A 25,481-nucleotide genomic window follows, 5' to 3' on the forward strand; every position below is an offset into this window, starting at 1 on the left:
TAGAATTGATAGTTCTTCTTTATGTTTCTGTGTAGCTCCTATTCACTTTTTCTTAATGAATGTGACGCTGTTCATCAAGGGTTCGGGTAACTCTACACTATTACTTCATGAATGCGACGCAGTTCATCAGGGGTTCGGGTAACTCTACACTATTTCTTAATGAATACGACGCAGTTCATCAAGGGTTCAGGTAACTCTACACTATTCCTTCATGAAAGCGACGCTGTTCATCAAGGGTTCGGGTAACTCTACACTATTCCTTAGCGAATGAGCCTTTATTCATTAAGTTACAGTGTAACTTCCCACAATTTCTTCACGAATAAACCTCTATTCGTCAAACATTCGAGTAACCATACACTATTATTTAATGAATAAAAACCCCCTCACACCATGTGAGGGGGCACTAACTTCTATTATCTAATTACAGCTTGTAGTAATCAACCGCGATTTGTGCGCCGATTTTTGCGTTGTTGTATACGAGGTTGATGTTAGCTTCTAAGCTTTTTCCGTCTGTTTTTTCAACGATTGCTTTTAATAAGTAAGGTGTTGCTTCTTTACCGCCGACACCGTCTTTTTCCATTTGTTCTACCGCTTCTTGGATCACACCGTTGATGTAGTCTTTGTCGAGTGCTTCATCTTCAGGAATTGGGTTTACGACGCTCGTACCACCTTCAAGTCCTAAATCGTGTTTTGCTTTAATAACTTTTGCGATATCTTCTGTCGTATCGAAGTGTGATGCGAGTTTAAGTCCGCTTTCTCTCGTGAAGAATGCTGGTAACTCTTCTGTTTGATATCCAATTACTGGTACACCTTTTGTTTCAAGGTATTCTAATGTTCTTGGTAAGTCTAAAATAGATTTCGCACCTGCAGAAATTACGACGACGTCTGTTTTACCAAGTTCGTCTAAGTCTGCTGATACGTCCATATGCTCTTCATATCCGCGGTGTACACCACCGATTCCACCTGTAACGAAGAATTTGATTCCTGCTAGGTTCGCACAAATCATTGTAGATGCTACAGTCGTCGCACCGAGTGTTTTCATTGCGATAACTTCTGCTAAGTCACGACGAGATACTTTAGTAACGTTACGTCCTTCTTTAGCAAGTAGTTCTAAATCGTCTTCAGTAAGTCCAACTTTAATACGGCCGTCCATAATTGCGATTGTCGCTGGTACTGCACCGTTTTCTCTAATGATTTCTTCAGTCTTTTTCGCCATCTCTACGTTTTGGGGATACGGCATTCCGTGAGAAATAATAGTCGACTCTAATGCAACCACTGGTTTATTATTTTCTAATGCTTCTTGTACTTCTTTTGTAAGATCAATTAAATGATTCATTCCTATAAGCCTCCAAATCTAATTTTAACTGCTTTTCTGTTAAATCTTGACGTACTGTAAAATCTGTTTCAATCGTTTTTGTTGAGTTGACCATACCAAGTTCAATACAGTCATCTATACTATACCCATTTAGCCAACCGTAAATCACTGCGCTAGAAAAACTATCGCCAGCTCCTGTTACGTCGACGACGCGGTTCGATTTTTTAATTGGGTAAATCTTTTCATAATCTTTAGACGCATACGCTAAAGATTTAGATCCGTTCGTTACGATGACGTTAGACACACCGCGTGCGTTCCAAAGCTTCGCACCTTCCATTAAATCTTCATCCGTCTGAATGACCATATTAAACTGCGCTTCGGTCTCATCGCGGTTTACAATCAACCAGTCCACTGGCTCTAAATAATCCGGCAGACGCTCCATTTTCGGTCCAGATACAGGAATAAATACGAGCTTAATATCGTGTTTTTCTGCATATGCCACTAAAAATTCAAGCGTTACTTTCGGAACGTTTAAATCCGCTACAATACATTTTGCACGCTTTAAAATATACGTCTGACGAATTAGTACTTCAGGTGTGAATTCATCGTAAATACTCATATCCGCAAAACCGTACTCCATTTCGCCTTCACGGTTTATTAATGCGGTATATGCGCCTGTATTTTTCCCTTCGATGATTTCAGTAAAATCTAAATTAATATACGCTTCAGAAGCTTCTTTTACCTTCAGCCACTCTGCGTCATCACCTCTTGTCGTAATGAGCGCCACATTTTGGCCTAAACGACCCAAGTTCTCAGCGATATTACGCACGACTCCACCGACAGAATGCGCAGAATCAATCGGATTCGACGTTCCATGAATCAACTTTTCATGAACAAAAAACTTCTTATCAATATTCGCTGCACCGACACAGACAATCGGGAACTCTTCATTTAAAACATAAGCTTGTCCCTGAATAAACTCTTTATGCACGAGATCTGCTATAATTCTCGATACACTCGAAGCAGTTAAACCAAGCTTTTTAGACAGCTCCGACTGAGAAATAAACGGGTTCTCTTTTATGAGATTTAATACTTCAGTCTCTCTTTGATCCAACAGCCTATCTCCTCTCAAACGATTTCTATCTATTATTATACAGCACATCAATCAAATTTTAGCAGTATAACTTTGTGAAAAATAACGCATTGCTACTGCTCACTTATTTTATCATGACGATATATATTTTTCTATTAATTTTTAAAGCAAATTTGACCCTTTCATTTTTGTATGATATATTTTGTCTAATCTAAATTTTCAGATTTTAAATACAATTTAATATTCAATGTAACAAGAGGCCGCGGTGCGCTAAGAGTAGAATTTTCGAAAGGAGCCATCGCCGAAACGATATGATCGTTGGGACTATTTCTGAATAAGAATAGTACTGTCACTATAAGACGCCCAATCTTATAGTGGTGAGCAGTTGCATTGAGGGCACCGAACTCATGAGTGCCATTTGTACTCATGAGTTTTTTATTTGTAAGGAGGATAATGATGAGATTATTTGGTACTTCAGAAGTAATTGATAACGAATTAGTAATTGGTGGCGTAGCAACTTCTACGCTAAAAGAAGAGTTCGGTACTCCACTTTACGTGTTTGATGAAGCAGGAATCGATGAAAAAATTAATATATTTAAAAATCATTTTAAATCAAGTATTTTTAACACAAATATTATATACGCTGGAAAAGCTTTCCTATGCAGTTATTTAGTTAAGCAATTAAAATCTCATCAACTGTCACTTGACGTTGTGAGTGGTGGTGAACTGTTCGTAGCGAAACATTCAGGATTTGATAGTAAAAATATTTACTTTCACGGTAACGCAAAAACCAATGAAGAACTCGAATTTGCAGTAAGAGAAAATGTCGGTACGATTGTTTTAGACAATTTAAGTGAAGCAACTATATTAAACAATATTTTAAGTAACTTAAATAAAACACAACGTGTCTTGTTAAGAGTCAACCCAACGATTGAAACAGATACACATAAATATATTCAAACGTCTAACGATGATTCTAAATTTGGATTGACATTTCAAGAAGCTTTACAGTTTTTGGAAGAACTTAATCATTTAAGTCATTTAGATTTTAAAGGGTTTCATTGTCATATCGGATCACAAATTTTTGACTCTAAATCTTATTTTACTGAAGCAAAACGTATGATTGAATTTTATAGCGACGTTCAAAAAGAGTTCAATTTAAAACTCGATGAATTAAACTTAGGTGGCGGATTTGGTGTTTACTACACTAAAGGTGATCAGCCGCTTCAACTCGAAAATTTTTTAAATGAATATATAGACGTACTCGAAAATTATATCCGTGAATATGATATTGATGTTGAAACGATTTCTATTGAACCTGGTCGATCATTAATTAATGATTTTGGAACTACCTTATATAACGTCTCTCATATTAAGCCGTCAAGTCACATTGACTTTTTACTGATCGATGGTGGTATGAACGACAACTTACGTCCTTCTTTATACGAAGCAAAATACACTGCGGCAATCGCTAATAATATGACTGCTAATAAAATAACTAATTACCGAATTGCCGGTAAGTTATGTGAAAGTGGCGACGTCTTAATAGAAAATATTAAGTTACCAAAAGCTAACATTAAAGATACGTTAGCAGTACCATCAACTGGTGCGTATACAGAGTCGATGGCGTCAAACTACAACAAAATCCCGCGAGGCGCGGTCGTATTTGTTAAAGATGGTGACACGCATCTTGCGGTAAAAAGAGAAACTTACGAAGATTTAATAAGAAATGAGGTCTTTTAAAATGGAACGACTCGTCATGAAATTTGGAGGCTCGTCTTTAAAAGATTTAGAAAAGATTAAAAGTGCGAGTGACATCATACTAGAAAAAAGTAAAACAGAAGAAGTCGTTGTCGTCGTTTCAGCAATGGGAGACTCGACGAATGAGTTATTAGATATGGCACATGCATTGTCCACGACACCTTCTAAACGTGAACTCGATATGCTCGTTTCAACTGGAGAAAACAAAAGTGCTGCACTCCTCGCGATTCACTTAAATGAAGCCGGGCATAAAGCTGTCGCGTTAACTGGATTTCAAGCTGGATTTCAAAGCGACGGTGTTCACGGTAAAAATAAAATTACTGACGTTAATATCGAACGTATAGAAAATCATTTAAGACAAAATGAAATCGTCGTCGTGACTGGATTCCAAGGAATAAATCCTCTAGGAGATATTACAACGTTTGGTCGCGGAGGATCAGATACGTCAGCTGTTGCCCTCGCTGTAAAATTAAATGCGAAATGTGCAATTTATACGGATGTTTCCGGCATTTACTCTATTGACCCGAGAATTTATAGTGACGCAAAAAAGTTAAACGTCGTCACATACGAGGAACTCATGGAAATGGCGCATCTCGGCACAAAAGTCATTGAACCAAGAAGTGTTGAACTTGCGTATAAATTTAATGTCCCGATGGAAATTTTATTAAACGACGGTAAAACAAAAGGCACAAAAGTACTGGAGGCTTATGATATGGAAGATACAAAACTAACAAGTGTCTCAAAATTAGATGACGTTGTACTCGTTATTATTCACGATACAAAAGACGTCAATATTTCAAATATCTTTTTAGAACTCGCTAAAGAAAACGTCAACGTAGATATTATTAGTCATACACGGTTAAACGATAGAAAAGAAGTGACGTTTACGAGTGAAAAATCATCGATAGAAGATACGAAACGAGTGCTTACAGAGCTTAACCTAGATTATGAAATTAAAGATAACCTATCCAAAGTCTCAATCGTCGGTACTGCGATGCGTAGTCAAGTCGGTATCGCTGCACAAGTGTTTGAATTGTTCGTTAAAGAAGATATTTTCTTCTATGAAATTTCAACGTCAGAAATTAGTATTTCATATGTCGTCGATAGCAAAATCGCAGATGACGTCGTAATAAAACTCGGAAAGCATTTTGAACTTTAGGAGGAATAGTTATGAATATTGCAGTCGTTGGTGCAAGTGGCACAGTTGGACGAACAATTTTACAAGTGTTAGAAGAAAGAAATTTTAATGTCGATGAACTTTATCTATTTAGTTCTAAAAAATCCGCAGGAGAAACAATTACTTTTAATGGTAAAGATTATACGTTAGAAGAACTAGAAGAATCAGTATTTGATAGAGACATCGACGTACTATTCTTTGCTGCAGGTGGCGCGGTTTCAGAGAAATTTATCCCCCTTGCAAAAGAAAAAGGTATTGTTGCGATTGATAATAGTAGCGTGTACCGAATGGATGAAAACGTGCCGTTAATCGTCCCCGAAGTGAATAGAGATGATTTAAATGATGAAACACTCATTGCAAATCCGAACTGCTCAACAATTCAATCAGTCGTTGCGTTAAAGCCGCTTCAAAAATTTGGTATTAAACGCATCACATATACGACGTATCAAGCCGTATCAGGATCTGGTGTCGGTGGTATTGAGGACTTAAAAAACGGTACGACGAATACGTATCCGTATAACATTCAACAAAGTGTTTTACCACACATTGATGTATTTTTAGATAACGGCTATACAAAAGAAGAAATGAAAATGATTGAAGAAACGAAGAAAATTTTAAATGATGATCAGTTAAAAGTAACCGCAACAACGGTGCGTGTCCCTATTGAAAATGGTCACGCAGTCAATATCGACATCGAATTTGAACAAGATTTTGATATTAAAGATATTTATAAAGCACTAGAAGAAGCTGAAGGTGTTGTTATTAAAGACGATATTGAAAATTTAGTCTACCCGATTACTGAAGACGCAAATGGTACAGATGACGTATATGTCGGTAGAATCCGTAGAGACTATAGTACAGATAACGGTATTCATATGTTCGTCACTGCGGACAATATCCGTAAAGGTGCAGCGACAAATTCTGTTCAAATTGCAGAAATTTTAAATTAAGGAGAGATTAGTATGTTATTTAAAGGTTCAGGTGTAGCGATTGTTACACCATTTACAAATTCAGGTGACATTGATTTTGAAGCACTCGGTGAACTTATTGAATTTCAAATTAAAGAAGGAATCGATGCAATTATTTCAATCGGTACTACTGGTGAAGCAGCAACATTGTCTATTGATGAAAAACTTGAAATCATTAATTTTACAATCGACAAAGTAAATCGCCGTGTGCCGATTATTGTTGGAACAGGAAACAATAACACCAAAGACGCAGTCTCATTTAGTAAAGAAGTGTCAGAATTAGACATAGACGGCCTTCTCGTCGTCTCCCCTTTCTATAATAAAGGGACAGACACTGGTTTAATTGAACACTTTACTGAGATCGCAAACGTCAGCAAGGTCCCTGTAATGCTCTACTCAGTTCCAGGACGTACGGGTCATAATATTCCACTAAACGTTGTTGTTGAATTATCTAAACATAAAAATATTTGTGGTATTAAAGATGCATCCGGTGATTTATCGTATACGATGAATATTAGAAATAATACACCTGATGAATTTCAGATTATTTCAGGAAATGATGATCTAACTGTACCGATGCTAGCTGTCGGTGCTGAAGGAGTAATCTCAGTCGTTGCAAATGTCTTCCCGAAAGAAACGAGTGAGATGGTCCATAGTTTCTTAAACGGTGACTCTAAAAAATCAAAAGAGTTACAGTTAAAATTATTACCATTTATTGAAGCTGCGTTTTCTGAAGTCAGTCCAGTACCTATTAAATATGCGACTCACTTACTCGGGTTTGGTACACCAGAGTTAAGATTACCTCTGACAGTCGCTGAAGAAAACGTACAACAAAGCATCCGTCAAACACTAAAGAATTTAAATAGATTATAAGGGTGAAGTCTATGAATATACTAATTGCTGGAATTACCGGTCAAATGGGACAAGTATTAGTTAAAACAATTGAAGATTCAAATCATACAGTTGCTGCTGGTATCGGTCATAGTAATGAAGATCATATATACGATAATTTTAACGATGTGAAGGAAAATATCGATGTAATTATTGATTTTTCATCGCCTGATTTACTCTCTCCTCTACTTGATTATGCAACAACTAAAGAGATTCCAGTCGTTATTGCAACGACTGGAATTGACAGTATTGAAGAGATCAATAAAGCATCGAAAAAAATTCCTATCGTTTATGCTGGTAACTATAGTCTCGGTATTAACATATTAGAAAAACTTGCTGAAACAGTGTCACGAGCTTTACAAAATTTTGATATTGAAATTACTGAAACGCACCATAATAAAAAGAAAGATGCACCAAGTGGTACAGCTCACATGTTATTTGATGCGGTAAATAATGGTAGAGATGATACTTTATCGGCAAACTACGGTAGAGAGGGTATGGCAAAAAGAGAAAGTAATGAAGTCGGTATCCACGCCCTAAGAGGTGGTACAGTTGTCGGAACACATACTGTTAGTTTCTTCGGTGAAGATGAAGTATTAGAACTGACACATACCGCATATTCTAAACGAATATTTGCTGAGGGTAGTTTAAAAGCTGCAGAGTTTATCGTAACAAAAACTCAAGGATTATATGATGTAAACGACATTTTAGAGGTGAATTATAATGAGTAAAATTAATGTTGGTATCGTTGGATACGGGAATTTAGGTCAAGGTGTAGAGACGAGTCTTTCTTATAATGACGACTTTAATTTAGTCGGAGTGTTTACGCGTCGTGATCCAAAGTCTTTAAATACGAAAGCGTATCATGTTGACGATATATTAGACTTTAAAGAAAATATCGATGTTCTTATATTATGTGGTGGATCTAAAAATGACATCCCAGAAACGAGAGAATTTTACAGTACTCACTTCTCTACAGTCGATTGCTATGATAATCACCAAGATTTACTCAACCATTATAATATTTTAGATAAAATCACAAAGGACAATGAAAACGTATCGATTATTGGTACAGGTTGGGACCCTGGAGTGTTCTCTGTACAAAAACTATATAGCGAATCCTTTTTACCAAATGGTGAGTCATATACATTTTATGGTCCGGGTCTATCTCAAGGACATAGCGATGCAGTAAGACAAGTCAACGGTGTAAAATACGGTGCACAGTATACACTTCCAAATGATCACCTCGTCAAAGAAATCGAAGACGGTAAAGATGTCAATTATACAAAAGAATCTGCACATATTCGTGACGTATATATCGTGAGTGATAATTCTAGAAATGATGAAGATATTAAAAATGATATTATTAACATGCCAGACTACTTTAAAGGCTATGAAACAAACGTCTACTTCATCTCTGAAGATGAATTTAAAGAAAATCATCAAAACTTAAATCATGGTGGATATGTATTAAGACGTGGGTTTACGAACAACAATCAAGCAACCTATAAAATAGAATTAAACTTAGACAGTAACCCAGAATTTACAGCATCTGTCGCAGTTGCCTCTGCACGTGCGGCATATAGATTTTTAAAAGATAAAAACTTCGGTGCAAAATCATTATTCGACGTTCCACCAAGCTACTTATCGAGACTCACAACTGAAGAGATGATTCAGTCATTACTATAAGTCCTACATTATGTAGGGCTTTTTCTATACAAAAAAACACCACACATTGCTGTGTGGTGTAAACATCAATCAATAATTACTTATTCAATTATTTTTCTTCGTTTTCTTTACGTCTTCAAGTAGATACTAGTTGTATACTCCCGGCCGGGATCGAACCGGCACTCCTAAGAATCGGATTTTGAGTCCGACGCGTCTGCCTATTCCGCCACGGGAGCTTAATTTAAATAAAAAAAATAAGACTTAATATAGTCTTACCAAAAATATGGAGCGGAGAGCTGGATTTAAACCAACGACTTACTTCAGGAAGAAGTATGTTATAAACAACTTAACTATCTCCGCATATATAAAATTGAAAAAAGGCGCCTACCGGATTTGAACCGGTGGTAGAGGATTTGCAGTCCTCGGCCTTACCACTTGGCTAAGGCGCCAAACTACTGGGCTGAAAGGATTCGAACCTTTGCATGACGGAGCCAAAATCCGTTGCCTTACCGCTTGGCTACAGCCCAATATGGGGCGACTGATGGGATTCGAACCCACGCATGCCGGAGCCACAATCCAGTGCGTTAACCACTTCGCCACAATCGCCGTCGTACAGGGGTAGTAGGAATCGAACCCACATCAAAGGTTTTGGAGACCTCTATATTACCATTATACGATACCCCTATAAATGGAAGGGGGCAGATTCGAACTGCCGAACCCGAAGGAGCGGATTTACAGTCCGCCGCGTTTAGCCACTTCGCTACCCTTCCAAAATATGCCGGCCAGAGGACTTGAACCCCCAACCTACTGATTACAAGTCAGTTGCTCTACCAGTTGAGCTAGGCCGGCAAAATGGTGGTTCTGGACGGAATCGAACCGCCGACACTCTGATCTTCAGTCAGATGCTCTACCAACTGAGCTACAGAACCAAGTATTAAATTAAATGGCGGTCCCGACGGGAATCGAACCCGCGATCTCCTGCGTGACAGGCAGGCATGTTAACCGCTACACCACGGGACCATTAATTGATATAAAAAAATTGCGGGAAGTGGATTTGAACCACTGACCTCCGGGTTATGAGCCCGACGAGCTACCAACTGCTCCATCCCGCGATAATAAAAAGAAAACGGAGGAAGAGGGATTCGAACCCCCGCGAGCTGTTACGCCCCTGTCGGTTTTCAAGACCGATCCCTTCAGCCAGGCTTGGGTATTCCTCCATTATAATATTAAATTAAAATTCGATGGACCTTGCAGGACTCGAACCTGCGACCAAACGGTTATGAGCCGTTTGCTCTAACCAACTGAGCTAAAGGTCCACTTTAAGTGGCGGTGGAGGGGATCGAACCCCCGACCTTTCGGGTATGAACCGAACGCTCTAGCCAGCTGAGCTACACCGCCTGGTATACTCATCAAACTTATATATAAAACTAATGGTGGAGAGTAGCGGGATCGAACCGCTGACCTCCTGCGTGCAAAGCAGGCGCTCTCCCAGCTGAGCTAACCCCCCATTATATCGGGAATATAGGATTCGAACCTACGACTCCTTGGTCCCAAACCAAGTGCTCTACCAAGCTGAGCTAATTCCCGTCACTTTTATATACGCGCCCAAGAGGAGTCGAACCCCTAACCTTCTGATCCGTAGTCAGACGCTCTATCCAATTGAGCTATGGGCGCTTAAAAATGGTGCCGAGGACCGGAATCGAACCGGTACGGTAATCACTTACCGCAGGATTTTAAGTCCTGTGCGTCTGCCTGTTCCGCCACCCCGGCGCAACCATTTAATGGAGCGGAAGACGGGATTCGAACCCGCGACCCCCACCTTGGCAAGGTGGTGTTCTACCACTGAACTACTTCCGCGATATTTAATTTTTTATGGTGCGGGTAAAGGGAGTCGAACCCCCACGCCCGAAGGCGCTAGATCCTAAGTCTAGTGCGTCTGCCAATTCCGCCATACCCGCTTAAAGAGTGAGCCGTACAGGAATCGAACCTGTGACCCTCTGATTAAAAGTCAGATGCTCTACCGACTGAGCTAACGGCTCTAGATGGTGCCGGCCAGAGGACTTGAACCCCCAACCTACTGATTACAAGTCAGTTGCTCTACCAATTGAGCTAGGCCGGCATAAATGGTGGAGAATGGCGGGCTCGAACCACCGACCCCCTGCTTGTAAGGCAGGTGCTCTCCCAGCTGAGCTAATTCTCCGCACGTATTATTATTACATATTTCTTGTATGTATGCAATACTTTTTTTAAAATAAATGTTTGCCTAGCGACGTCCTACTCTAGCACGGGTCAACCGAACTACCATCGGCGCTGGAGAGCTTAACTTCTGTGTTCGGCATGGGAACAGGTGTGGCCTCTCCGCCATCGTCACTAGACATACACTCAAAACCAAATAGAAGCAATTCGTAGTTACACGCTTGAATCATATTGAATAAGTCATCGATGAATTAGTATTTGTCCGCTGAGTATGTCACCATACTTACACGCCAAACCTATCAACCAGATCGTCTCTCTGGCATCTATAGGGAAATCTCATCTTGAGGGGGGCTTCATACTTAGATGCTTTCAGTATTTATCCCGTCCATACGTAGCTACCCAGCTATGCCGTTGGCACGACAACTGGTACACCAGTGGTATGTCCATCCCGGTCCTCTCGTACTAAGGACAGCGCCTCTCAAATTTCCTACGCCCACGACGGATAGGGACCGAACTGTCTCACGACGTTCTGAACCCAGCTCGCGTACCGCTTTAATGGGCGAACAGCCCAACCCTTGGAACCGACTACAGCTCCAGGATGCGATGAGCCGACATCGAGGTGCCAAACCTCCCCGTCGATGTGAACTCTTGGGGGAGATAAGCCTGTTATCCCCGGGGTAGCTTTTATCCGTTGAGCGATGGCCCTTCCATGCGGAACCACCGGATCACTAAGTCCGTCTTTCGACCCTGCTCGACTTGTTGGTCTCACAGTCAAGCTCCCTTATACCTTTACACTCTTTGAATGATTTCCAACCATTCTGAGGGAACCTTTGAGCGCCTCCGTTACATTTTAGGAGGCGACCGCCCCAGTCAAACTGTCCACCTGACACTGTCTCCGTACCGGATCACGGTACCGGGTTAGAACCGCAAGTACACCAGGGTGGTATCCCACCAGCGTCTCCACATACACTGACGTGCATGCTTCTTAAACTCCCACCTATCCTGTACAGGTGTACTCGAGATTCAATATCAAGCTACAGTAAAGCTCCACGGGGTCTTTCCGTCCTGTCGCGGGTATCCAGCATCTTCACTGGAACTATGATTTCACCGAGCCTCTCGTTGAGACAGTGCCCAAATCGTTACGCCTTTCGTGCGGGTCAGAACTTACCTGACAAGGAATTTCGCTACCTTAGGACCGTTATAGTTACGGCCGCCGTTTACTGGGGCTTCGATTTGTACCTTCGCTTACGCTAAGCACGCCTCTTAACCTTCCAGCACCGGGCAGGCGTCAGCCCCTATACGTCACCTTTCGGTTTGGCAGAGACCTATGTTTTTGATAAACAGTCGCTTGGGCCTATTCACTGCGGCTCATTTTCATGAGCACCCCTTCTCCCGAAGTTACGGGGTCATTTTGCCGAGTTCCTTAACGAGAGTTCGCTCGCTCACCTTAGAATTCTCTTCCCAACTACCTGTGTCGGTTTGCGGTACGGGCAGTATAACACTCGCTAGCGGGTTTTCTTGGCAGTGTGAATATCGATCTTCGGGCTTCGCCCTCCGCATCATGACTTACCTTACACTCATACCGGATTTGCCTGGTATGACAGCTTGTCACTTGCACGCACTCTTCCAGTCGTGCGATTCGATTCTCCTCCTGCGTCACCACTTCACTCATTCATGTTACACCGGTACAGGAATTTCTACCTGTTGTCCATCGCCTACGCTGTTTGCCTCGGCTTAGGTCCCGACTTACCCAGAGCGGACGAGCCTTCCTCTGGAAACCTTAGTCGTTCGGTGGACGGGATTCTCACCCGTCTTGCGCTACTCACACCGGCATTCTCACTTCTATACGCTCCACTTTCCCTCTCGGTTTGGCTTCGCTGCATATAGAACGCTCTCCTACCATCCTTGCGGATCCACAGTTTCGGTAATATGTTTAGCCCCGGTACATTTTCGGCGCAGCGTCACTCGACTAGTGAGCTATTACGCACTCTTTAAATGATGGCTGCTTCTAAGCCAACATCCTAGTTGTCTGTGCAACGCCACATCCTTTTCCACTTAACATATATTTGGGGACCTTAACTGGTGGTCTGGGCTGTTTCCCTTTCGACAATGGACCTTATCACCCACTGTCTGACTCCCATACATCTCATCTATGGCATTCGGAGTTTGTCTGAACTCGGTAACCCGGGATGGGCCCCTTATCCAAACAGTGCTCTACCTCCACGATGATAATATGAGGCTATACCTAAATATATTTCGGAGAGAACCAGCTATCTCCAGGTTCGATTGGAATTTCACCCCTACCCACAACTCATCCGGTCATTTTTTAACATAAGTCGGTTCGGTCCTCCATCCAGTGTTACCTGGACTTCAACCTGGTCATGGGTAGATCACCTGGTTTCGGGTCTACACACACATACTACTCGCCCATTTCAGACTCGCTTTCGCTTCGGCTCCACATTCGCTGCTTAACCTTGCATGTATGCGTAACTCGCCGGTTCATTATACAAAAGGCACGCCATCACCCTTATAGGGCTCTGACTACTTGTAGGCACACGGTTTCAGGTTCTATTTCACTCCCCTCCCGGGGTGCTTTTCACCTTTCCCTCACGGTACTGGTTCACTATCGGTCACCAAGGAGTATTTAGCCTTAGGAGATGGTCCTCCCAGATTCCGACGGAATTCCTCGTGTTCCGCCGTACTCAGGATACTTCTAGCGTCCGCTCGCTTGTCGTGTACGGGACTGTTACCCTCTATGGTCATTCTTTCCATAATCTTCCACTAAACTTGCTTCTCGCATCTCGAAGTCCTACAACCCCAGTTTAAACTGGTTTGGGCTCTTCCCACTTCGCTCGCCGCTACTACGGGAATCGTGTTTACTTTCTCTTCCTCTGGGTACTAAGATGTTTCAGTTCCCCAGGTCTACCTCTACCATCACTACTTAATTCGTAATGGAGTGACATTAAAAATGCCGGGTTCCCCCATTCGGAAATCTTCGGATCACAGCTTACTTACAGCTCCCCAAAGCATATCGGTGTTTGTTCCGTCCTTCTTCGGCTCTTGGTGCCAAGGCATCCACCGTGCGCCCTTCACTACTTAATCGTAATGAATTTGTGAGAGAGTATCTCTACTCTATCGCGCGTGTATTTTTGAACTTTTTCGTTCTCGGTTTCTACGCTTGAAATCATATATTAATATATAATCTGTTGCTTCTATTTGGTTTTCAATGTACGTGTTTTATATAAATGGTGGAGAGTAGCGGGATCGAACCGCTGACCTCCTGCGTGCAAAGCAGGCGCTCTCCCAGCTGAGCTAACCCCCCACATATATAAAGTGGGCCTAGGTAGATTCGAACTACCGACCTCACGCTTATCAGGCGTGCGCTCTAACCAACTGAGCTATAGGCCCATATTTTATTGAATGTATTCTATATTAATGAATAGAGATACATTTTGTCAAGAGCAATATAACAATCACTCAAAACTGAATACAATATGTCAACTTTCCGTTCCATTTCCTTAGAAAGGAGGTGATCCAGCCGCACCTTCCGATACGGCTACCTTGTTACGACTTCACCCCAATCATCAGTCCCACCTTCGACGGCTCCCTCCTAATGGTTAGGCCACCGGCTTCAGGTGTTACCAACTTTCGTGGTGTGACGGGCGGTGTGTACAAGACCCGGGAACGTATTCACCGTGGCATTCTGATCCACGATTACTAGCGATTCCAGCTTCATGGAGTCGAGTTGCAGACTCCAATCCGAACTGAGAACAGTTTTATGGGATTCGCTTGACCTCACGGTTTCGCTGCCCTTTGTTCCTGCCCATTGTAGCACGTGTGTAGCCCAAATCATAAGGGGCATGATGATTTGACGTCATCCCCACCTTCCTCCGGTTTGTCACCGGCAGTCACTCTAAAGTGCCCAACTGAATGATGGCAACTAAAGTTAAGGGTTGCGCTCGTTGCGGGACTTAACCCAACATCTCACGACACGAGCTGACGACAACCATGCACCACCTGTCTCTCTGTCCCAAAGGGAAAATCATGTCTCCATGACGGTCAGAGGATGTCAAGATTTGGTAAGGTTCTTCGCGTTGCTTCGAATTAAACCACATGCTCCACCGCTTGTGCGGGTCCCCGTCAATTCCTTTGAGTTTCAGCCTTGCGGCCGTACTCCCCAGGCGGAGTGCTTAATGCGTTTGCTGCAGCACTAAGGGGCGGAAACCCCCTAACACTTAGCACTCATCGTTTACGGCGTGGACTACCAGGGTATCTAATCCTGTTTGATCCCCACGCTTTCGCACATCAGCGTCAGTTACAGACCAGAGAGCCGCCTTCGCCACTGGTGTTCCTCCATATCTCTGCGCATTTCACCGCTACACATGGAATTCCACTCTCCTCTTCTGCACTCAAGCGATACAGTTTCCAATGACCTTCCCCGGTTGAGCCGGGGGCTTTCACATCAGACTTATTTCGCCGCCTACGCGCGCTTTACGCCCAATAATTCCGGATAACGCTTGCCACCTACGTATTACCGCGGCTGCTGGCACGTAGTTAGCCGTGGCTTTCTGGTTAAGTACCGTCACACAGTAAGCAGTGACTCTTACTGTCGTTCTTCCTTAACAACAGTGCTTTACGATCCGAAGACCTTCTTCGCACACGCGGCGTTGCTCCGTCAGGCTTTCGCCCATTGCGGAAGATTCCCTACTGCTGCCTCCCGTAGGAGTCTGGACCGTGTCTCAGTTCCAGTGTGGCCGATCACCCTCTCAGGTCGGCTACGCATCGTCGCCTTGGTAAGCCGTTACCTCACCAACTAGCTAATGCGCCGCAGGCCCATCCTTAAGTGATAGATAAATCCACCTTTTAACTCCTAAACTTATGTTTAAAAGTGTTATCCGGTATTAGCTACGGTTTCCCGTAGTTATCCCAGTCTTAAGGGCAGGTTGCCCACGTGTTACTCACCCGTCCGCCGCTCGACTCTTAAAGTGAACCCGAAGGTTCGGTATAAGAAGTCGCGCTCGACTTGCATGTATTAGGCACGCCGCCAGCGTTCATCCTGAGCCAGGATCAAACTCTCCATAATAGTTAGAGTTTTCTAGCTCTTTTAAATTGCGTTTTATACTAGTCGCTCTAGTTCTTGTTACCTTTAATAGTAACTTCTTTTTATCGGAATTAACGTTGACATATTGTCATTCAGTTTTCAATGTTCATTGTTTTTGCGTCGCTGTGAAGCGAACACTTCTTAACTATATCAAGTAGTTTTTATCTTGTCAACAGTTTTTAAAAATTATTTTTAAAACTTTTTGATTTGATGATATGTTACTTGATTTTTGTCGCCGTTACTGAAGCGACTACTCTATAATAACACCTTGGAAAATATAGTCAAGAGTTTTTATAAGTTTTTTTAAAAATTAATTCGTCTCAAGAAAGACTTTCTCTATAATACAATATAAAATGATTTTTGTATATAATAAGTTTTGAGGTGAAAATATGAGACTTCCAGGTAATAAGATATTACGTATACGTGGATGGGCACTCGCATTAATTTTTATCGGTATGATTATTATGTATGCGGGAATGTTCTTTAGATCGACGCCGTGGTTAATGCTGATCTTTTTAATACTCGGTGTAATACCGATTCTTTTAAGTTTTGTTATTTACTTTTACGTCGGCATGATTAGTGCACGTGCAGTGAGAGTACAATGTCCAAACTGCGGTAAACATACAAAAATTTTAGGCACAGTCGATTATTGTCAACATTGTAAAGAACCACTAACTTTAGATAAAGATTTAGAGGGCGAAGAATTTAACATCGACTACAACGTAAAACATCGACGCGAAAAACTTAAATCACAATTAAAAAAAGAAGATTAGAAGTTAAACCTTCTAATCTTCTTTTTTGTTACATGTTCGGCATCGACCATATAGTTCTAGTCTATGCCCGTCGACTTCCATACCTGTTAAAAGACTTGCGAGTTCTTCCACTTCTTCAAGTGCTGGATATTGAAAGTCCATAATCTTACCACAGTCTTTACAAATGACGTGATAATGTGGTGAAGTTTTAAAATCAAATCGGCTTGATGCATCACCATATGTTAACTCTGTTACTAAACCGACTTCCTTAAATAGTTTTAAGTTATTGTAAACTGTCGCAACACTCATATTTTTATGGTTATGTGACAATGCTTTAAAAATTTCATCTGCAGTCGGGTGAGTTTCTGTTTCAATTAAATACTCTAGCACTGCTTTACGTTGTGGAGTAATTCTAACTCCTGTCTCTTTTAACTTTTCAATCGACTCATTAAACATTGTATCGCAATCGATAATTGTCATAGGGTTTAACCTACTTTCGTTACATCTATATAATTACAGTTTACAAATAACCCATTCACAATGTCAAATATGTTAGTATCCTTTCTCATAGGAAACGAGATTAAATAGTTCTTCATCGTTTAAATAATTCTCTAGGTTATCTAAAAACATATCGAGTGCACGTTCAGTATATCGGTTTGTCCGTGCGCTTCCGTGAGGTGTAATTGTGACGTTATCATATTCATAAATGAACGCATCTTTGTCTAAAGGTTCGTCATTGAATACGTCGAGTATTAAATGTGATATGAGTTTTTTATCTAACACGTGTTTTAATGTCTCGTCTTCGATAAGATCACCGCGCCCAATATTTACGAATACCGCTTCATCGTTCATATGTTTAAAGAAATCTATATCTACAGATCCTCTCGTCTTTTTCGTACTCGGTAAAATGCTGACAACAAAATCCGCTTCACTCAGTCTATTCTTTACATTATCAATGCTTTCAGTTTCGTCGAAATACTCGACATCTCTACCACTCGTATTAAATCCGATTACTTTTACATGGAACGCTTTTAACAGTCGCGCGAGCTCTTTACCAATTTCACCTGTTCCAAGTATAATCGCTGTTTTACCGTAGAGTTCTCCGCCTGTTAATTTATAATCCCACTTTTTGTTCTTTTGATTATCATACGCCTCATATAACTTCTTATAATGGGCTAATAGTAATCCAATCGTATATTCCGCCATCGGTATTTTATGAATACCACTCACATTTGTAATGATTTTATTTTTATATAATGATTCTGGAATATTATCGACACCAGCACTCATGACGTTTATCCATTTAACTGATTGTAAGAGTTCAACCATATCTTCTTTTAAATTCCCGCCGTACGTATTAAAAACGTCAACGTCTTTAAGTAAGTCTTCAGTTAAGTCTTCTTTATTAGAAACGTATTTAAATTCAACGCCTTTTTCTTCTAGTTGTTTTAATTTACTTTCATCTAGTTCTGCATTTGATAAAATTTTTACCATATTATCCCTCTTTTAAGAATTCTAGTAGTTGTTCGACGTGTTTTTTAGGACTCACTTTGTCAAAACGTTTTACGATTTCATTATTTTCATTCACGATAAATGTCGTACGGACAATACCTCGAACCTTTTTACCGAAAACTGTTTTGTCTCCGATAACTCCCGCTGCACTCGCAAGCTCATTATTTTCATCGACTAATAAATCGAAGTTTAAGTCTTTTTTCTCGATAAATTTTTGGTGAGACTCTTTAGTATCTCCACTGACACCATATACCGTAACATCTAAGTCGTTAAACGCTTCTATATTATCGCGTAAATCACACGCCTGAGTCGTACATCCAGGTGTATTATCTTTTGGATAAAAGTAAATGACTGTTAACCCTTTTAAATCGTCGTTTGTAATAATATCTCCATTTTGATTTTCTAATTTAAATTGTGGAAACTGTTCCATCTCTATCGCTCCTAAAATAAATTGTTTCTTATAATATACCTTATATATAAACATTTTAAACGTCTATCTTCTTAATTAAAGAGTGCGTGTAAATATGTTACTATATAAATAATAATCTCATATTAAAGGATGACACATATATGTATAGTCATAAAAATTCAGAACAATTTAGAAATCGTGCAGAAAACATTATATTAGGCGGAGTAAACTCTCCGTCACGATCATATAAAGCAGTAGGTGGCGGTGCACCGATTGTAATGGACCGCGCGGAAGGTGCGTACTTTTATGATATCGATGGTAACAAGTACATCGATTATTTAGCAGCTTACGGACCAATTATTACAGGACACGCACACCCTCATATTCATAAAGCGATCGTCGAACAAAGCCAAAAAGGGATTCTATATGGTACGACGACAAAAGAAGAAGTATTCTTTGCTGAAAAAATTCAAAGTGCAATGCCAAACTTAGAACGCATTCGTTTTGTAAACTCAGGAACCGAAGCAGTTATGACAACGATCCGTGTCGCGCGCGCCTATACGAAACGTAACAAAATCGTTAAATTTGAAGGTTGTTATCACGGACATTCCGATTTAGTATTAGTCGCAGCAGGAAGTGGACCAGCTCAACTCGGTACACCAGACTCTGCTGGTGTACCGGAAGCTGTTGCGAAAGATATGATCACCGTTCCATTTAACGATATTGAAGGTTTAAAACAAGCGTTTGAACGTTTTGGAGATGAAATTGCCGGTGTGTTAGTTGAACCAATTGTCGGTAACTTTGGTATCGTCGAGCCAAAAGAAGGATTCTTAGAAGCAGTCAATGAAATTACGCATCAACACGGTGCACTCGTCATCTATGACGAAGTCATTACAGCGTTTAGATTTATGTACGGAGGCGCACAAGATTTACTCGGTGTAAAACCAGACTTAACAGCGCTCGGTAAAATTATTGGTGGTGGTACTCCGATTGGTGCATACGGTGGACGTAAAGATATTATGGAATCAGTCGCTCCACTTGGCCCTGCATATCAAGCAGGTACGATGGCGGGTAACCCGTTATCGATGGCTGCCGGAATCGCATGTTTAGAAGTATTAGAACAAGACGGTGTTTATGAAGAATTAGATCGTAAAGGTAAACGATTAGTTGAAGGTATTCAATCATTAATCGAACAATATAATATTAAAGCAGTTGTAAACCGTAAAGTTGGGGCTTTTTCAATTTACTTTACAGATAAAACAGTGACGGATTATATCGGTGCAGAAGATACTGACGGTGAAGCATTTAGCACGTTCTTTAACGGGCTAATTCGCCGTGGTATTAACATCGCACCTTCTAAATATGAAGCTTGGTTTATTACAACTGAACATACGGATCAAGATATCGAAGATACGCTTAACATTATTGAAGCGGTCTTTAAAGAAGACTTTTAGGAGATGGTGCTATGAAGTTTGGCGCCCGAATATTAAAAACGGGAATCGCGGTCGTTTTAACATTACTCGTCGTGCAATTGCTCGGTTTAACACCAGGGTTAATCGCTGGTATCGCTGCAGTGAACGCACTACAACCAAACGTGCACCGCAGTATTTCTCAAACGTGGAACCAGTTTAGAGGAAACATTATCGGTGCAATTTCAGCGATCGTCATGGTTCTTTTATTTGAAAGTAACTTAATCGTCATCGGTTTAACGATTATACTCGTTCTTTCAATACTCATGTTTTTCAATTTACAAAGTGTGTCGAGTTTAGCTGTCGTTACAGTAATCGCAATTATGGATGAACCACTCGGTGCTGACATGACGACTGGAGACTTTTTACAAACAGCAATTATTCGATTTTCACTCGTTATGATTGGTGTATTATGTGCGTTAGTCATTAACTTATTTATAATTCCTCCTAAATATGAAGACCGGCTATATAATCACTCTGTCGTCATCAGTAACGACATATTTAAACTCATTCGATTAGAGTTAAACGGTGCGAGTGACGCAATCACTATTCGTAAAGATGTGAAATCACTCGATAAACGCGTCACTAAATTAGAAACATTATACGCCTGGTACGAAGAAGAAAAACCATACCTCAGAAAAACGAAACTTGGTGACTTACGTAGTAAAATATTATTTAGACAAGTCGTTCAGATGACGCGTAACGCGTGGTATGTGTTAGAAAGTTTAAACAAACTTGAAAATGACTATAAATATTTAACTGAAGACTTTATTAACCGAATTCGCTATGAAATGGACTTACTGATTGCGTATCATGAACAAGTCTTACTCAAAATTTCTGAGAAAATCCCACCAGAAACGTCAGAGTATTACCAAGATAATCTATACCATTATGAAAACACGCTAATCGAACACTTTTTAGATGATTATCATAAACTCATTAGTGAAGACGTTCGATTACGATACGAAAACATTTTAAACAGTATTACCGCAATTAACGAGTACCATACGTCTATAGAAAATGCGGACCGTATTACTAATAGCTATTTTAAATATCACGCAAATGACGAAGATTTATCAATTACTGAAGAAACTTTAGATTAAAAAAACGTTCGATGAATTTCATCGAACGTTTTTTACTGCCAGCCGTTATTGTCATCTTGTTTTCCTTTAAAACGACTAACATGTTTATTGCCTTTTACGATGAAGCGGTATAAATAATCGACCGCTTCTTTTTTATTATCGATTCCGATACGTGGTGTCGCAACGATCTCCTTAGGGATTTTACCGTCGTAAATATCGACGTACCCTGTATTTAATATCTTACCGTTATGCGTGTCTCTTTTAACACCAAGTGCCTCAGTTAATTTACCCGGTCCATCTGTAAGATTCACTTCTCGACCGCGCCTTAAAATCATCTCTTCAATACCTTCAGCAGGTTCTATTCCTCGAATTAAAATCCCTTCAGGTAAGTCTTTTGTTGTGACAAAATTCATGCAGTGATGTCCATGCATCGTATAGACGTATATATGACCGTATGGTTCAAACATCGTTCTGTTCTTTTTATTTTTTACACCACTAAACGTATGTGCCGCACGGTCTTTCGTACCTAAATACGCCTCGACTTCAGTAATATACCCACTCGTTGTTACTCCATTTGTATACGTTACGATTTTTTTACCGAGTAACTCTTTTGCTGCTTTTAACGTATCTTCTGATAAAAACTCAAGATCTAAATAACTCATACTTCAACGTCCTGAATACTATAAAGTCTAAAATACGCACCATTTTTTGCAAGTAACTCTTCATGCGTTCCACTTTCTACAATTTGACCGTTTTCGATGACGTAAATCGTGTCGGCATGTGTAATCGTAGAGAGTCGGTGTGCAACGACAATTGTCGTTCTGTCGTGTGCAAGTTCTTTTAGTGTCTCTTGTATAATCGCTTCACTTTCTAAGTCTAAAGCACTTGTCGCTTCATCTAATATTAAAATCGGTGGATTTTTTAAGAAGACTCTAGCAATTGCGATTCTTTGCTTTTGACCACCAGATAATTTCACACCGCGCTCACCGACTTCTGTATCGTAACCATTTGGTAAATTCTCTATGAACGTCGAAGCATTCGCACGCTCTGCTGCACGGTACACTTCTTCGTCAGTCGCATCTGGTTTTGCGAGTAAAATGTTATTTTTAATCGAATCAGAAAAGAGAATGTTATCTTGCATAACCATGCCGATATTATCTCTTAACGAATGTAACGTGATGTCTCTAATATCGTGTCCGTCAATTAGAACTTGTCCGTCTGACACTTCATAGAATCTAGGTATAAGTGATACGAGTGAAGATTTACCCCCACCACTCATTCCAACAAACGCGACAGTTTTTCCGACACCAATATTTGCATTAACATCATTTAAAACGAGTGGTGTATCTTCATTATATTTAAATGATACGTCGTTAAATTCGATTTCACCTTTTACATTTTTTAATTCATACGCATTTTCTTTATTGACGATGTCGTATTCTTCATCGATCAACTGGAACACACGGTCCATCGATGCGATACTTTGTGTTAACGTTGTAGATGAAGAAACGAGTCGACGAAGCGGTCCATATAACCGGTCTAAATACGCGATAAACGCTGCAAGTACCCCGACCGTTAAGCTTCCTTCTATAACTTGATATGCACCAAAGCCGATAACGAGTAACGGACCGATATCTGTAATCGAATTGACCGTCATAAAGCTATACGCTGTCCATTTTGCATGCGTTGTCGCTTTATTTAAAAAGTTATCGTTTACTTTATCGAATCGTTGTTGTTCGTAATTCTCAATCGCAAAACTACGGATCACGTTAATACCTGAAATTCTTTCATGTAAAAATCCTTGTAATTCTGCTACTGCTTGTGAACGTTCACGCGTATAATGGCGTAGTCTAGAAAAGAAATACCATACGCCGAAAATATAAAACGGAAATATAATCATCGATACGAGCGTCAGTTGAACGTTCATCGTAAACATAATACCTAACGCGATTAAAATCGTGACTAAGTCTAACCATAAATTCATAAGTCCAGTGACGATAAAGTTTTTCGTTTGTTCTACGTCGTTAATGACGCGTGAAATTACTTCGCCGACTTTATTGTTCGCGTAATATTTCGAACTTAAACGCTGTAAATGCGCATATAAATAATGACGAATGTCATATAAAATCTTGTTACTCGTCCACTGTGCTAAATATTGTCTTAAATACTCAACCGGCGGACGAATTAAGACGAATATGACACCAAACAGCATAAGTACGCGCCACATTTTATCGAGTTTTTCATCATTTGTTAAATTGTCGACGAGAATCACGTCGTCGATTGTGTACGCGATGAGTAACGGAATGAGTAATGGAATACCGAATTTAATAATCCCGATAATAATCGTTAAAATCACGTGCCACGTATACGGTTTAACAAATTTTAAATACCGTTTAACCAAGAAATCCCCCCTACACTAATAAAACCAATCTTACGATTGGTTTAATTCTTGATAACGTTTATACCATATGTGTACAAAATCTTCCGCAAACGGGCCTCTTTTTTCTTCAATCCATTCTTGGAGTGTGTCAACTTGATAATGCAGTATATCATCGATGTCTTTACTATATCTCATCTCTTTTTTATGCTGGATGTATTCATCTTCATCGAGTAAAAAGTATTTCCCATCTGGAAATAATTTAATATCTAAATCGTAGTCGATGTATTTAATTGCTTCACCATCATAAACGTATGGAGAAGCTAAATTGCAATAATAATATACGCCGTCTTCTCTAAACATCGCAATGACGTTAAACCATGCTTCTTTATGAAAATATACTAACGCAGGTTCTCTCGTCACCCATTTTCTATTATCACTTTCAGTGACGAGTGTATGATTATTACCACCGATGATAATACTATCTGTCGCTTTTAAAATTGTCGTTTCTTTCCACACTCTATGAATGTTACCGTCGTGTTTATAACTTTGTATTCTGACGGTTTCACCCGTTTTCGGTATGGTTTCTTTAATCATTCGCCACACCTCTTTTTACTTTGTTAGTATATCACATTCAACATACGAACTTTACTAAATCGTTTCATCGATATATTTATATACTTTTTGCATCGCAACACTCATCGGAAGTTCTCGTACCTCATTTAGTGGTACAAAATGGTCATTTGTAGACGTCGTATGAACGACGTATATATTCATATACCATACTTTGTGAGTAAATATATGCTTTTCTTCTCCTAAAAATTGAGGTTGAGATAATTCAATGTGTAATTTATCCTCTATCGTTTCTACATTCGTGTCGACGTCAAATTTTGGAAATTTGTACATGCCTTGGAGTAAGTCTTTCGTTTCTTTATAGAGATAAATTTCATTCTGATCATTTAGGATAAGATAGACATTAAAGTACAACTCTTTTTTAGCTTTAGCTTTCTTCTTAAACGGGTATAGATTAACAGTATTGTTTTTAAATGATTCACAGTGTGCTTGAACTGGACACGTAATACATTTTGGTGCGCGTGGTGTACAAACAGTTGCACCGAGTTCCATCATCGCTTGGTTAAAATTACCCGCATCGTCTGGCATAAACGTTTCTATATGTGCTTTAATTGAGGAAATCGTCTTTTGTTTTGAAATGTCTCTAGAGTCTTCAGTGAGTCTTGTCATAACACGAAGGACATTCCCGTCCACTGCGGCAATTTTATGATTAAATGCGATCGACTGAACCGCACCGCCGATATACGGTCCGACACCTTTTAATGTGAAGAACGTTTCAGGTTGATTTGGAACTTCGGATTGATAAGTTGATTGGACTTCTTTGACCGCTTCATGGAAATTACGAATACGATTATAATAACCTAGCCCTTCCCACTCTTTCAGTAGCGATTCACTATTTTCGTTCGCAATCGAATCAAGTGTTGGGTATTTTTTGATAAACTTATTATAATAAGGGATGACGGTTTTCACTTGAGTTTGTTGGAGCATCACTTCAGATAGCCAGATTTTATATGGATCTGAAGTTTCTCTCCACGGTAAATCACGGCGCACTTCATAATACCAATCTAAAAGTGATTCGTTAAACAATTTATAGTTCAAATTTTTCACCTATTCTAATATATTAAATGAGGTTTTATA

Annotated in this window: 18 protein-coding genes, 25 tRNA genes, 3 rRNA genes and 1 riboswitch; of the genes, 9 read left to right on the forward strand and 37 right to left on the reverse strand. The window is 40.1% G+C overall.

The features are described from left to right. Positions 1 to 421: 421 nt before the first annotated feature. Together CJ229_RS03550 and CJ229_RS03555 are read right to left on the reverse strand one after the other, a co-directional pair. Complete coding sequence (locus tag CJ229_RS03550; RefSeq protein ID WP_068130423.1) at positions 422 to 1,336, reverse strand: pseudouridine-5'-phosphate glycosidase; 915 nt, start codon at positions 1,334 to 1,336, stop codon at positions 422 to 424. Beyond that, entirely contained in the window at positions 1,320 to 2,429 is a 1,110-nt protein-coding gene (locus tag CJ229_RS03555) for a PfkB family carbohydrate kinase (protein WP_068130426.1), read from the reverse strand. The genes CJ229_RS03550 and CJ229_RS03555 overlap by 17 nt, the downstream gene beginning before the upstream one ends. Before the next feature lie 227 nt (positions 2,430 to 2,656). After that, positions 2,657 to 2,801, forward strand: a riboswitch (Lysine riboswitch). 63 nt (positions 2,802 to 2,864) lie between these two features. On the opposite strand from CJ229_RS03555, the gene lysA reads away from it, so the two are divergent. The 6 genes from lysA to CJ229_RS03585 are packed head-to-tail and all read left to right on the forward strand — an operon-like array spanning position 2,865 to position 8,894. Continuing rightward, positions 2,865 to 4,151 carry a diaminopimelate decarboxylase gene (lysA, locus tag CJ229_RS03560; RefSeq protein WP_180953422.1) on the forward strand — a complete coding sequence of 429 codons (1,287 nt, stop codon included), beginning with the start codon at positions 2,865 to 2,867 and terminating at the stop codon, positions 4,149 to 4,151. A 1-nt stretch (position 4,152) separates the two neighbouring features. Continuing rightward, entirely contained in the window at positions 4,153 to 5,328 is a 1,176-nt protein-coding gene (locus CJ229_RS03565; protein ID WP_102167839.1) for an aspartate kinase, read from the forward strand. Positions 5,329 to 5,339: 11 nt separating this feature from the next. Then, positions 5,340 to 6,296: an aspartate-semialdehyde dehydrogenase gene (locus tag CJ229_RS03570; RefSeq protein WP_102167840.1), complete on the forward strand. Its 957-nt coding sequence runs from the start codon at positions 5,340 to 5,342 to the stop codon at positions 6,294 to 6,296. A 12-nt stretch (positions 6,297 to 6,308) separates the two neighbouring features. Next, on the forward strand, positions 6,309 to 7,187 hold the full coding sequence (gene dapA / locus CJ229_RS03575) for a 4-hydroxy-tetrahydrodipicolinate synthase (protein ID WP_102167841.1): 879 nt from the start codon (positions 6,309 to 6,311) through the stop codon (positions 7,185 to 7,187). An 11-nt stretch (positions 7,188 to 7,198) separates the two neighbouring features. Next, the gene (gene dapB, locus CJ229_RS03580) at positions 7,199 to 7,936 is read left to right on the forward strand and encodes a 4-hydroxy-tetrahydrodipicolinate reductase (protein WP_102167842.1); all 738 of its coding nucleotides are present in this window, start codon (positions 7,199 to 7,201) and stop codon (positions 7,934 to 7,936) included. Beyond that, positions 7,929 to 8,894: a diaminopimelate dehydrogenase gene (locus CJ229_RS03585; RefSeq protein ID WP_257993712.1), complete on the forward strand. Its 966-nt coding sequence runs from the start codon at positions 7,929 to 7,931 to the stop codon at positions 8,892 to 8,894. The genes dapB and CJ229_RS03585 overlap by 8 nt, the downstream gene beginning before the upstream one ends. A gap of 135 nt (positions 8,895 to 9,029) precedes the next feature. On the opposite strand, the gene CJ229_RS03590 is transcribed toward CJ229_RS03585, so the two are convergent. From CJ229_RS03590 to CJ229_RS03725, 28 genes are all read right to left on the reverse strand, one after another. After that, a tRNA-Leu gene (locus tag CJ229_RS03590) sits at positions 9,030 to 9,109 on the reverse strand. A gap of 48 nt (positions 9,110 to 9,157) precedes the next feature. After that, positions 9,158 to 9,233 (reverse strand) — tRNA-Gly (locus tag CJ229_RS03595). An 18-nt stretch (positions 9,234 to 9,251) separates the two neighbouring features. Then, positions 9,252 to 9,322: transfer RNA gene (locus tag CJ229_RS03600), tRNA-Cys, on the reverse strand. A gap of 6 nt (positions 9,323 to 9,328) precedes the next feature. After that, a tRNA-Gln gene (locus tag CJ229_RS03605) sits at positions 9,329 to 9,400 on the reverse strand. A 3-nt stretch (positions 9,401 to 9,403) separates the two neighbouring features. Beyond that, positions 9,404 to 9,479, reverse strand: a tRNA-His gene (locus CJ229_RS03610). A 7-nt stretch (positions 9,480 to 9,486) separates the two neighbouring features. After that, positions 9,487 to 9,557: transfer RNA gene (locus tag CJ229_RS03615), tRNA-Trp, on the reverse strand. 5 nt (positions 9,558 to 9,562) lie between these two features. Then, positions 9,563 to 9,643 (reverse strand) — tRNA-Tyr (locus CJ229_RS03620). Between the two features lie 6 nt (positions 9,644 to 9,649). Further along, positions 9,650 to 9,722, reverse strand: a tRNA-Thr gene (locus tag CJ229_RS03625). Between the two features lie 4 nt (positions 9,723 to 9,726). Then, a tRNA-Phe gene (locus CJ229_RS03630) sits at positions 9,727 to 9,802 on the reverse strand. A 15-nt stretch (positions 9,803 to 9,817) separates the two neighbouring features. After that, positions 9,818 to 9,893 (reverse strand) — tRNA-Asp (locus tag CJ229_RS03635). A 19-nt stretch (positions 9,894 to 9,912) separates the two neighbouring features. Next, positions 9,913 to 9,985 (reverse strand) — tRNA-Met (locus tag CJ229_RS03640). Positions 9,986 to 10,000: 15 nt separating this feature from the next. Further along, a tRNA-Ser gene (locus CJ229_RS03645) sits at positions 10,001 to 10,090 on the reverse strand. 25 nt (positions 10,091 to 10,115) lie between these two features. Continuing rightward, positions 10,116 to 10,189 (reverse strand) — tRNA-Ile (locus CJ229_RS03650). Between the two features lie 8 nt (positions 10,190 to 10,197). After that, a tRNA-Met gene (locus CJ229_RS03655) sits at positions 10,198 to 10,271 on the reverse strand. Positions 10,272 to 10,304: 33 nt separating this feature from the next. Beyond that, positions 10,305 to 10,380, reverse strand: a tRNA-Ala gene (locus CJ229_RS03660). Between the two features lie 6 nt (positions 10,381 to 10,386). Further along, positions 10,387 to 10,460: transfer RNA gene (locus CJ229_RS03665), tRNA-Pro, on the reverse strand. Between the two features lie 13 nt (positions 10,461 to 10,473). Beyond that, positions 10,474 to 10,547, reverse strand: a tRNA-Arg gene (locus CJ229_RS03670). Positions 10,548 to 10,554: 7 nt separating this feature from the next. Further along, a tRNA-Leu gene (locus tag CJ229_RS03675) sits at positions 10,555 to 10,643 on the reverse strand. A gap of 12 nt (positions 10,644 to 10,655) precedes the next feature. Beyond that, positions 10,656 to 10,730, reverse strand: a tRNA-Gly gene (locus CJ229_RS03680). A gap of 16 nt (positions 10,731 to 10,746) precedes the next feature. Next, positions 10,747 to 10,831: transfer RNA gene (locus tag CJ229_RS03685), tRNA-Leu, on the reverse strand. An 8-nt stretch (positions 10,832 to 10,839) separates the two neighbouring features. Next, a tRNA-Lys gene (locus tag CJ229_RS03690) sits at positions 10,840 to 10,912 on the reverse strand. Positions 10,913 to 10,916: 4 nt separating this feature from the next. Then, a tRNA-Thr gene (locus CJ229_RS03695) sits at positions 10,917 to 10,992 on the reverse strand. 5 nt (positions 10,993 to 10,997) lie between these two features. After that, a tRNA-Val gene (locus tag CJ229_RS03700) sits at positions 10,998 to 11,073 on the reverse strand. 61 nt (positions 11,074 to 11,134) lie between these two features. After that, positions 11,135 to 11,248: ribosomal RNA gene (rrf, locus tag CJ229_RS03705) — 5S ribosomal RNA — on the reverse strand. A 52-nt stretch (positions 11,249 to 11,300) separates the two neighbouring features. Further along, a 23S ribosomal RNA gene (locus CJ229_RS03710) occupies positions 11,301 to 14,171 on the reverse strand. 144 nt (positions 14,172 to 14,315) lie between these two features. Further along, a tRNA-Ala gene (locus tag CJ229_RS03715) sits at positions 14,316 to 14,391 on the reverse strand. 12 nt (positions 14,392 to 14,403) lie between these two features. Further along, positions 14,404 to 14,477 (reverse strand) — tRNA-Ile (locus CJ229_RS03720). A 114-nt stretch (positions 14,478 to 14,591) separates the two neighbouring features. After that, a 16S ribosomal RNA gene (locus tag CJ229_RS03725) occupies positions 14,592 to 16,152 on the reverse strand. Together the 16S, 23S and 5S rRNA genes with 25 tRNA genes alongside form the textbook arrangement of a ribosomal RNA operon. A gap of 407 nt (positions 16,153 to 16,559) precedes the next feature. Here CJ229_RS03725 and CJ229_RS03730 point away from each other — a divergent pair. After that, positions 16,560 to 16,943 carry a DUF2614 family zinc ribbon-containing protein gene (locus CJ229_RS03730; protein WP_040928234.1) on the forward strand — a complete coding sequence of 128 codons (384 nt, stop codon included), beginning with the start codon at positions 16,560 to 16,562 and terminating at the stop codon, positions 16,941 to 16,943. A 12-nt stretch (positions 16,944 to 16,955) separates the two neighbouring features. On the opposite strand, the gene perR is transcribed toward CJ229_RS03730, so the two are convergent. The 3 genes from perR to bcp all read right to left on the reverse strand — a co-directional run bounded on the left by perR (position 16,956) and on the right by bcp (position 18,864). Continuing rightward, positions 16,956 to 17,402 (reverse strand): peroxide-responsive transcriptional repressor PerR, encoded by a 447-nt coding sequence (perR, locus tag CJ229_RS03735; protein WP_040928235.1) that lies wholly within the window; start codon positions 17,400 to 17,402, stop codon positions 16,956 to 16,958. Positions 17,403 to 17,474: 72 nt separating this feature from the next. Next, complete coding sequence (locus tag CJ229_RS03740; protein ID WP_102167761.1) at positions 17,475 to 18,416, reverse strand: NAD(P)-dependent oxidoreductase; 942 nt, start codon at positions 18,414 to 18,416, stop codon at positions 17,475 to 17,477. Position 18,417: 1 nt separating this feature from the next. Further along, on the reverse strand, positions 18,418 to 18,864 hold the full coding sequence (bcp, locus tag CJ229_RS03745) for a thioredoxin-dependent thiol peroxidase (protein ID WP_070456318.1): 447 nt from the start codon (positions 18,862 to 18,864) through the stop codon (positions 18,418 to 18,420). A 140-nt stretch (positions 18,865 to 19,004) separates the two neighbouring features. On the opposite strand from bcp, the gene CJ229_RS03750 reads away from it, so the two are divergent. Together CJ229_RS03750 and CJ229_RS03755 are read left to right on the forward strand one after the other, a co-directional pair. Beyond that, a complete protein-coding gene (locus CJ229_RS03750; RefSeq protein WP_102167760.1) occupies positions 19,005 to 20,297 on the forward strand; it encodes a glutamate-1-semialdehyde 2,1-aminomutase in 1,293 nt (430 codons plus the stop codon). Positions 20,298 to 20,308: 11 nt separating this feature from the next. Next, on the forward strand, positions 20,309 to 21,415 hold the full coding sequence (locus tag CJ229_RS03755) for an FUSC family protein (protein WP_068128692.1): 1,107 nt from the start codon (positions 20,309 to 20,311) through the stop codon (positions 21,413 to 21,415). 32 nt (positions 21,416 to 21,447) lie between these two features. Here the strand turns inward: CJ229_RS03755 and CJ229_RS03760 are convergent, their stop codons facing one another. The 4 genes from CJ229_RS03760 to mutY are packed head-to-tail and all read right to left on the reverse strand — an operon-like array spanning position 21,448 to position 25,442. Beyond that, positions 21,448 to 22,056 (reverse strand): DNA-3-methyladenine glycosylase, encoded by a 609-nt coding sequence (locus CJ229_RS03760; protein WP_102167759.1) that lies wholly within the window; start codon positions 22,054 to 22,056, stop codon positions 21,448 to 21,450. Then, positions 22,053 to 23,795: an ABC transporter ATP-binding protein gene (locus CJ229_RS03765; protein ID WP_102167758.1), complete on the reverse strand. Its 1,743-nt coding sequence runs from the start codon at positions 23,793 to 23,795 to the stop codon at positions 22,053 to 22,055. Before CJ229_RS03765 ends, CJ229_RS03760 begins: the two co-directional genes overlap by 4 nt. 30 nt (positions 23,796 to 23,825) lie before the next feature. Then, positions 23,826 to 24,368 carry a nucleoside tri-diphosphate phosphatase gene (locus tag CJ229_RS03770; RefSeq protein WP_040928242.1) on the reverse strand — a complete coding sequence of 181 codons (543 nt, stop codon included), beginning with the start codon at positions 24,366 to 24,368 and terminating at the stop codon, positions 23,826 to 23,828. Positions 24,369 to 24,422: 54 nt separating this feature from the next. Then, positions 24,423 to 25,442: an A/G-specific adenine glycosylase gene (mutY, locus tag CJ229_RS03775; protein WP_102167757.1), complete on the reverse strand. Its 1,020-nt coding sequence runs from the start codon at positions 25,440 to 25,442 to the stop codon at positions 24,423 to 24,425. Positions 25,443 to 25,481 lie beyond the last annotated feature (39 nt).

It is taken from the genome of Nosocomiicoccus massiliensis, assembly GCF_002871345.2.
Classification (GTDB): Bacteria; Bacillota; Bacilli; order Staphylococcales; family Salinicoccaceae; genus Nosocomiicoccus; species Nosocomiicoccus ampullae_A.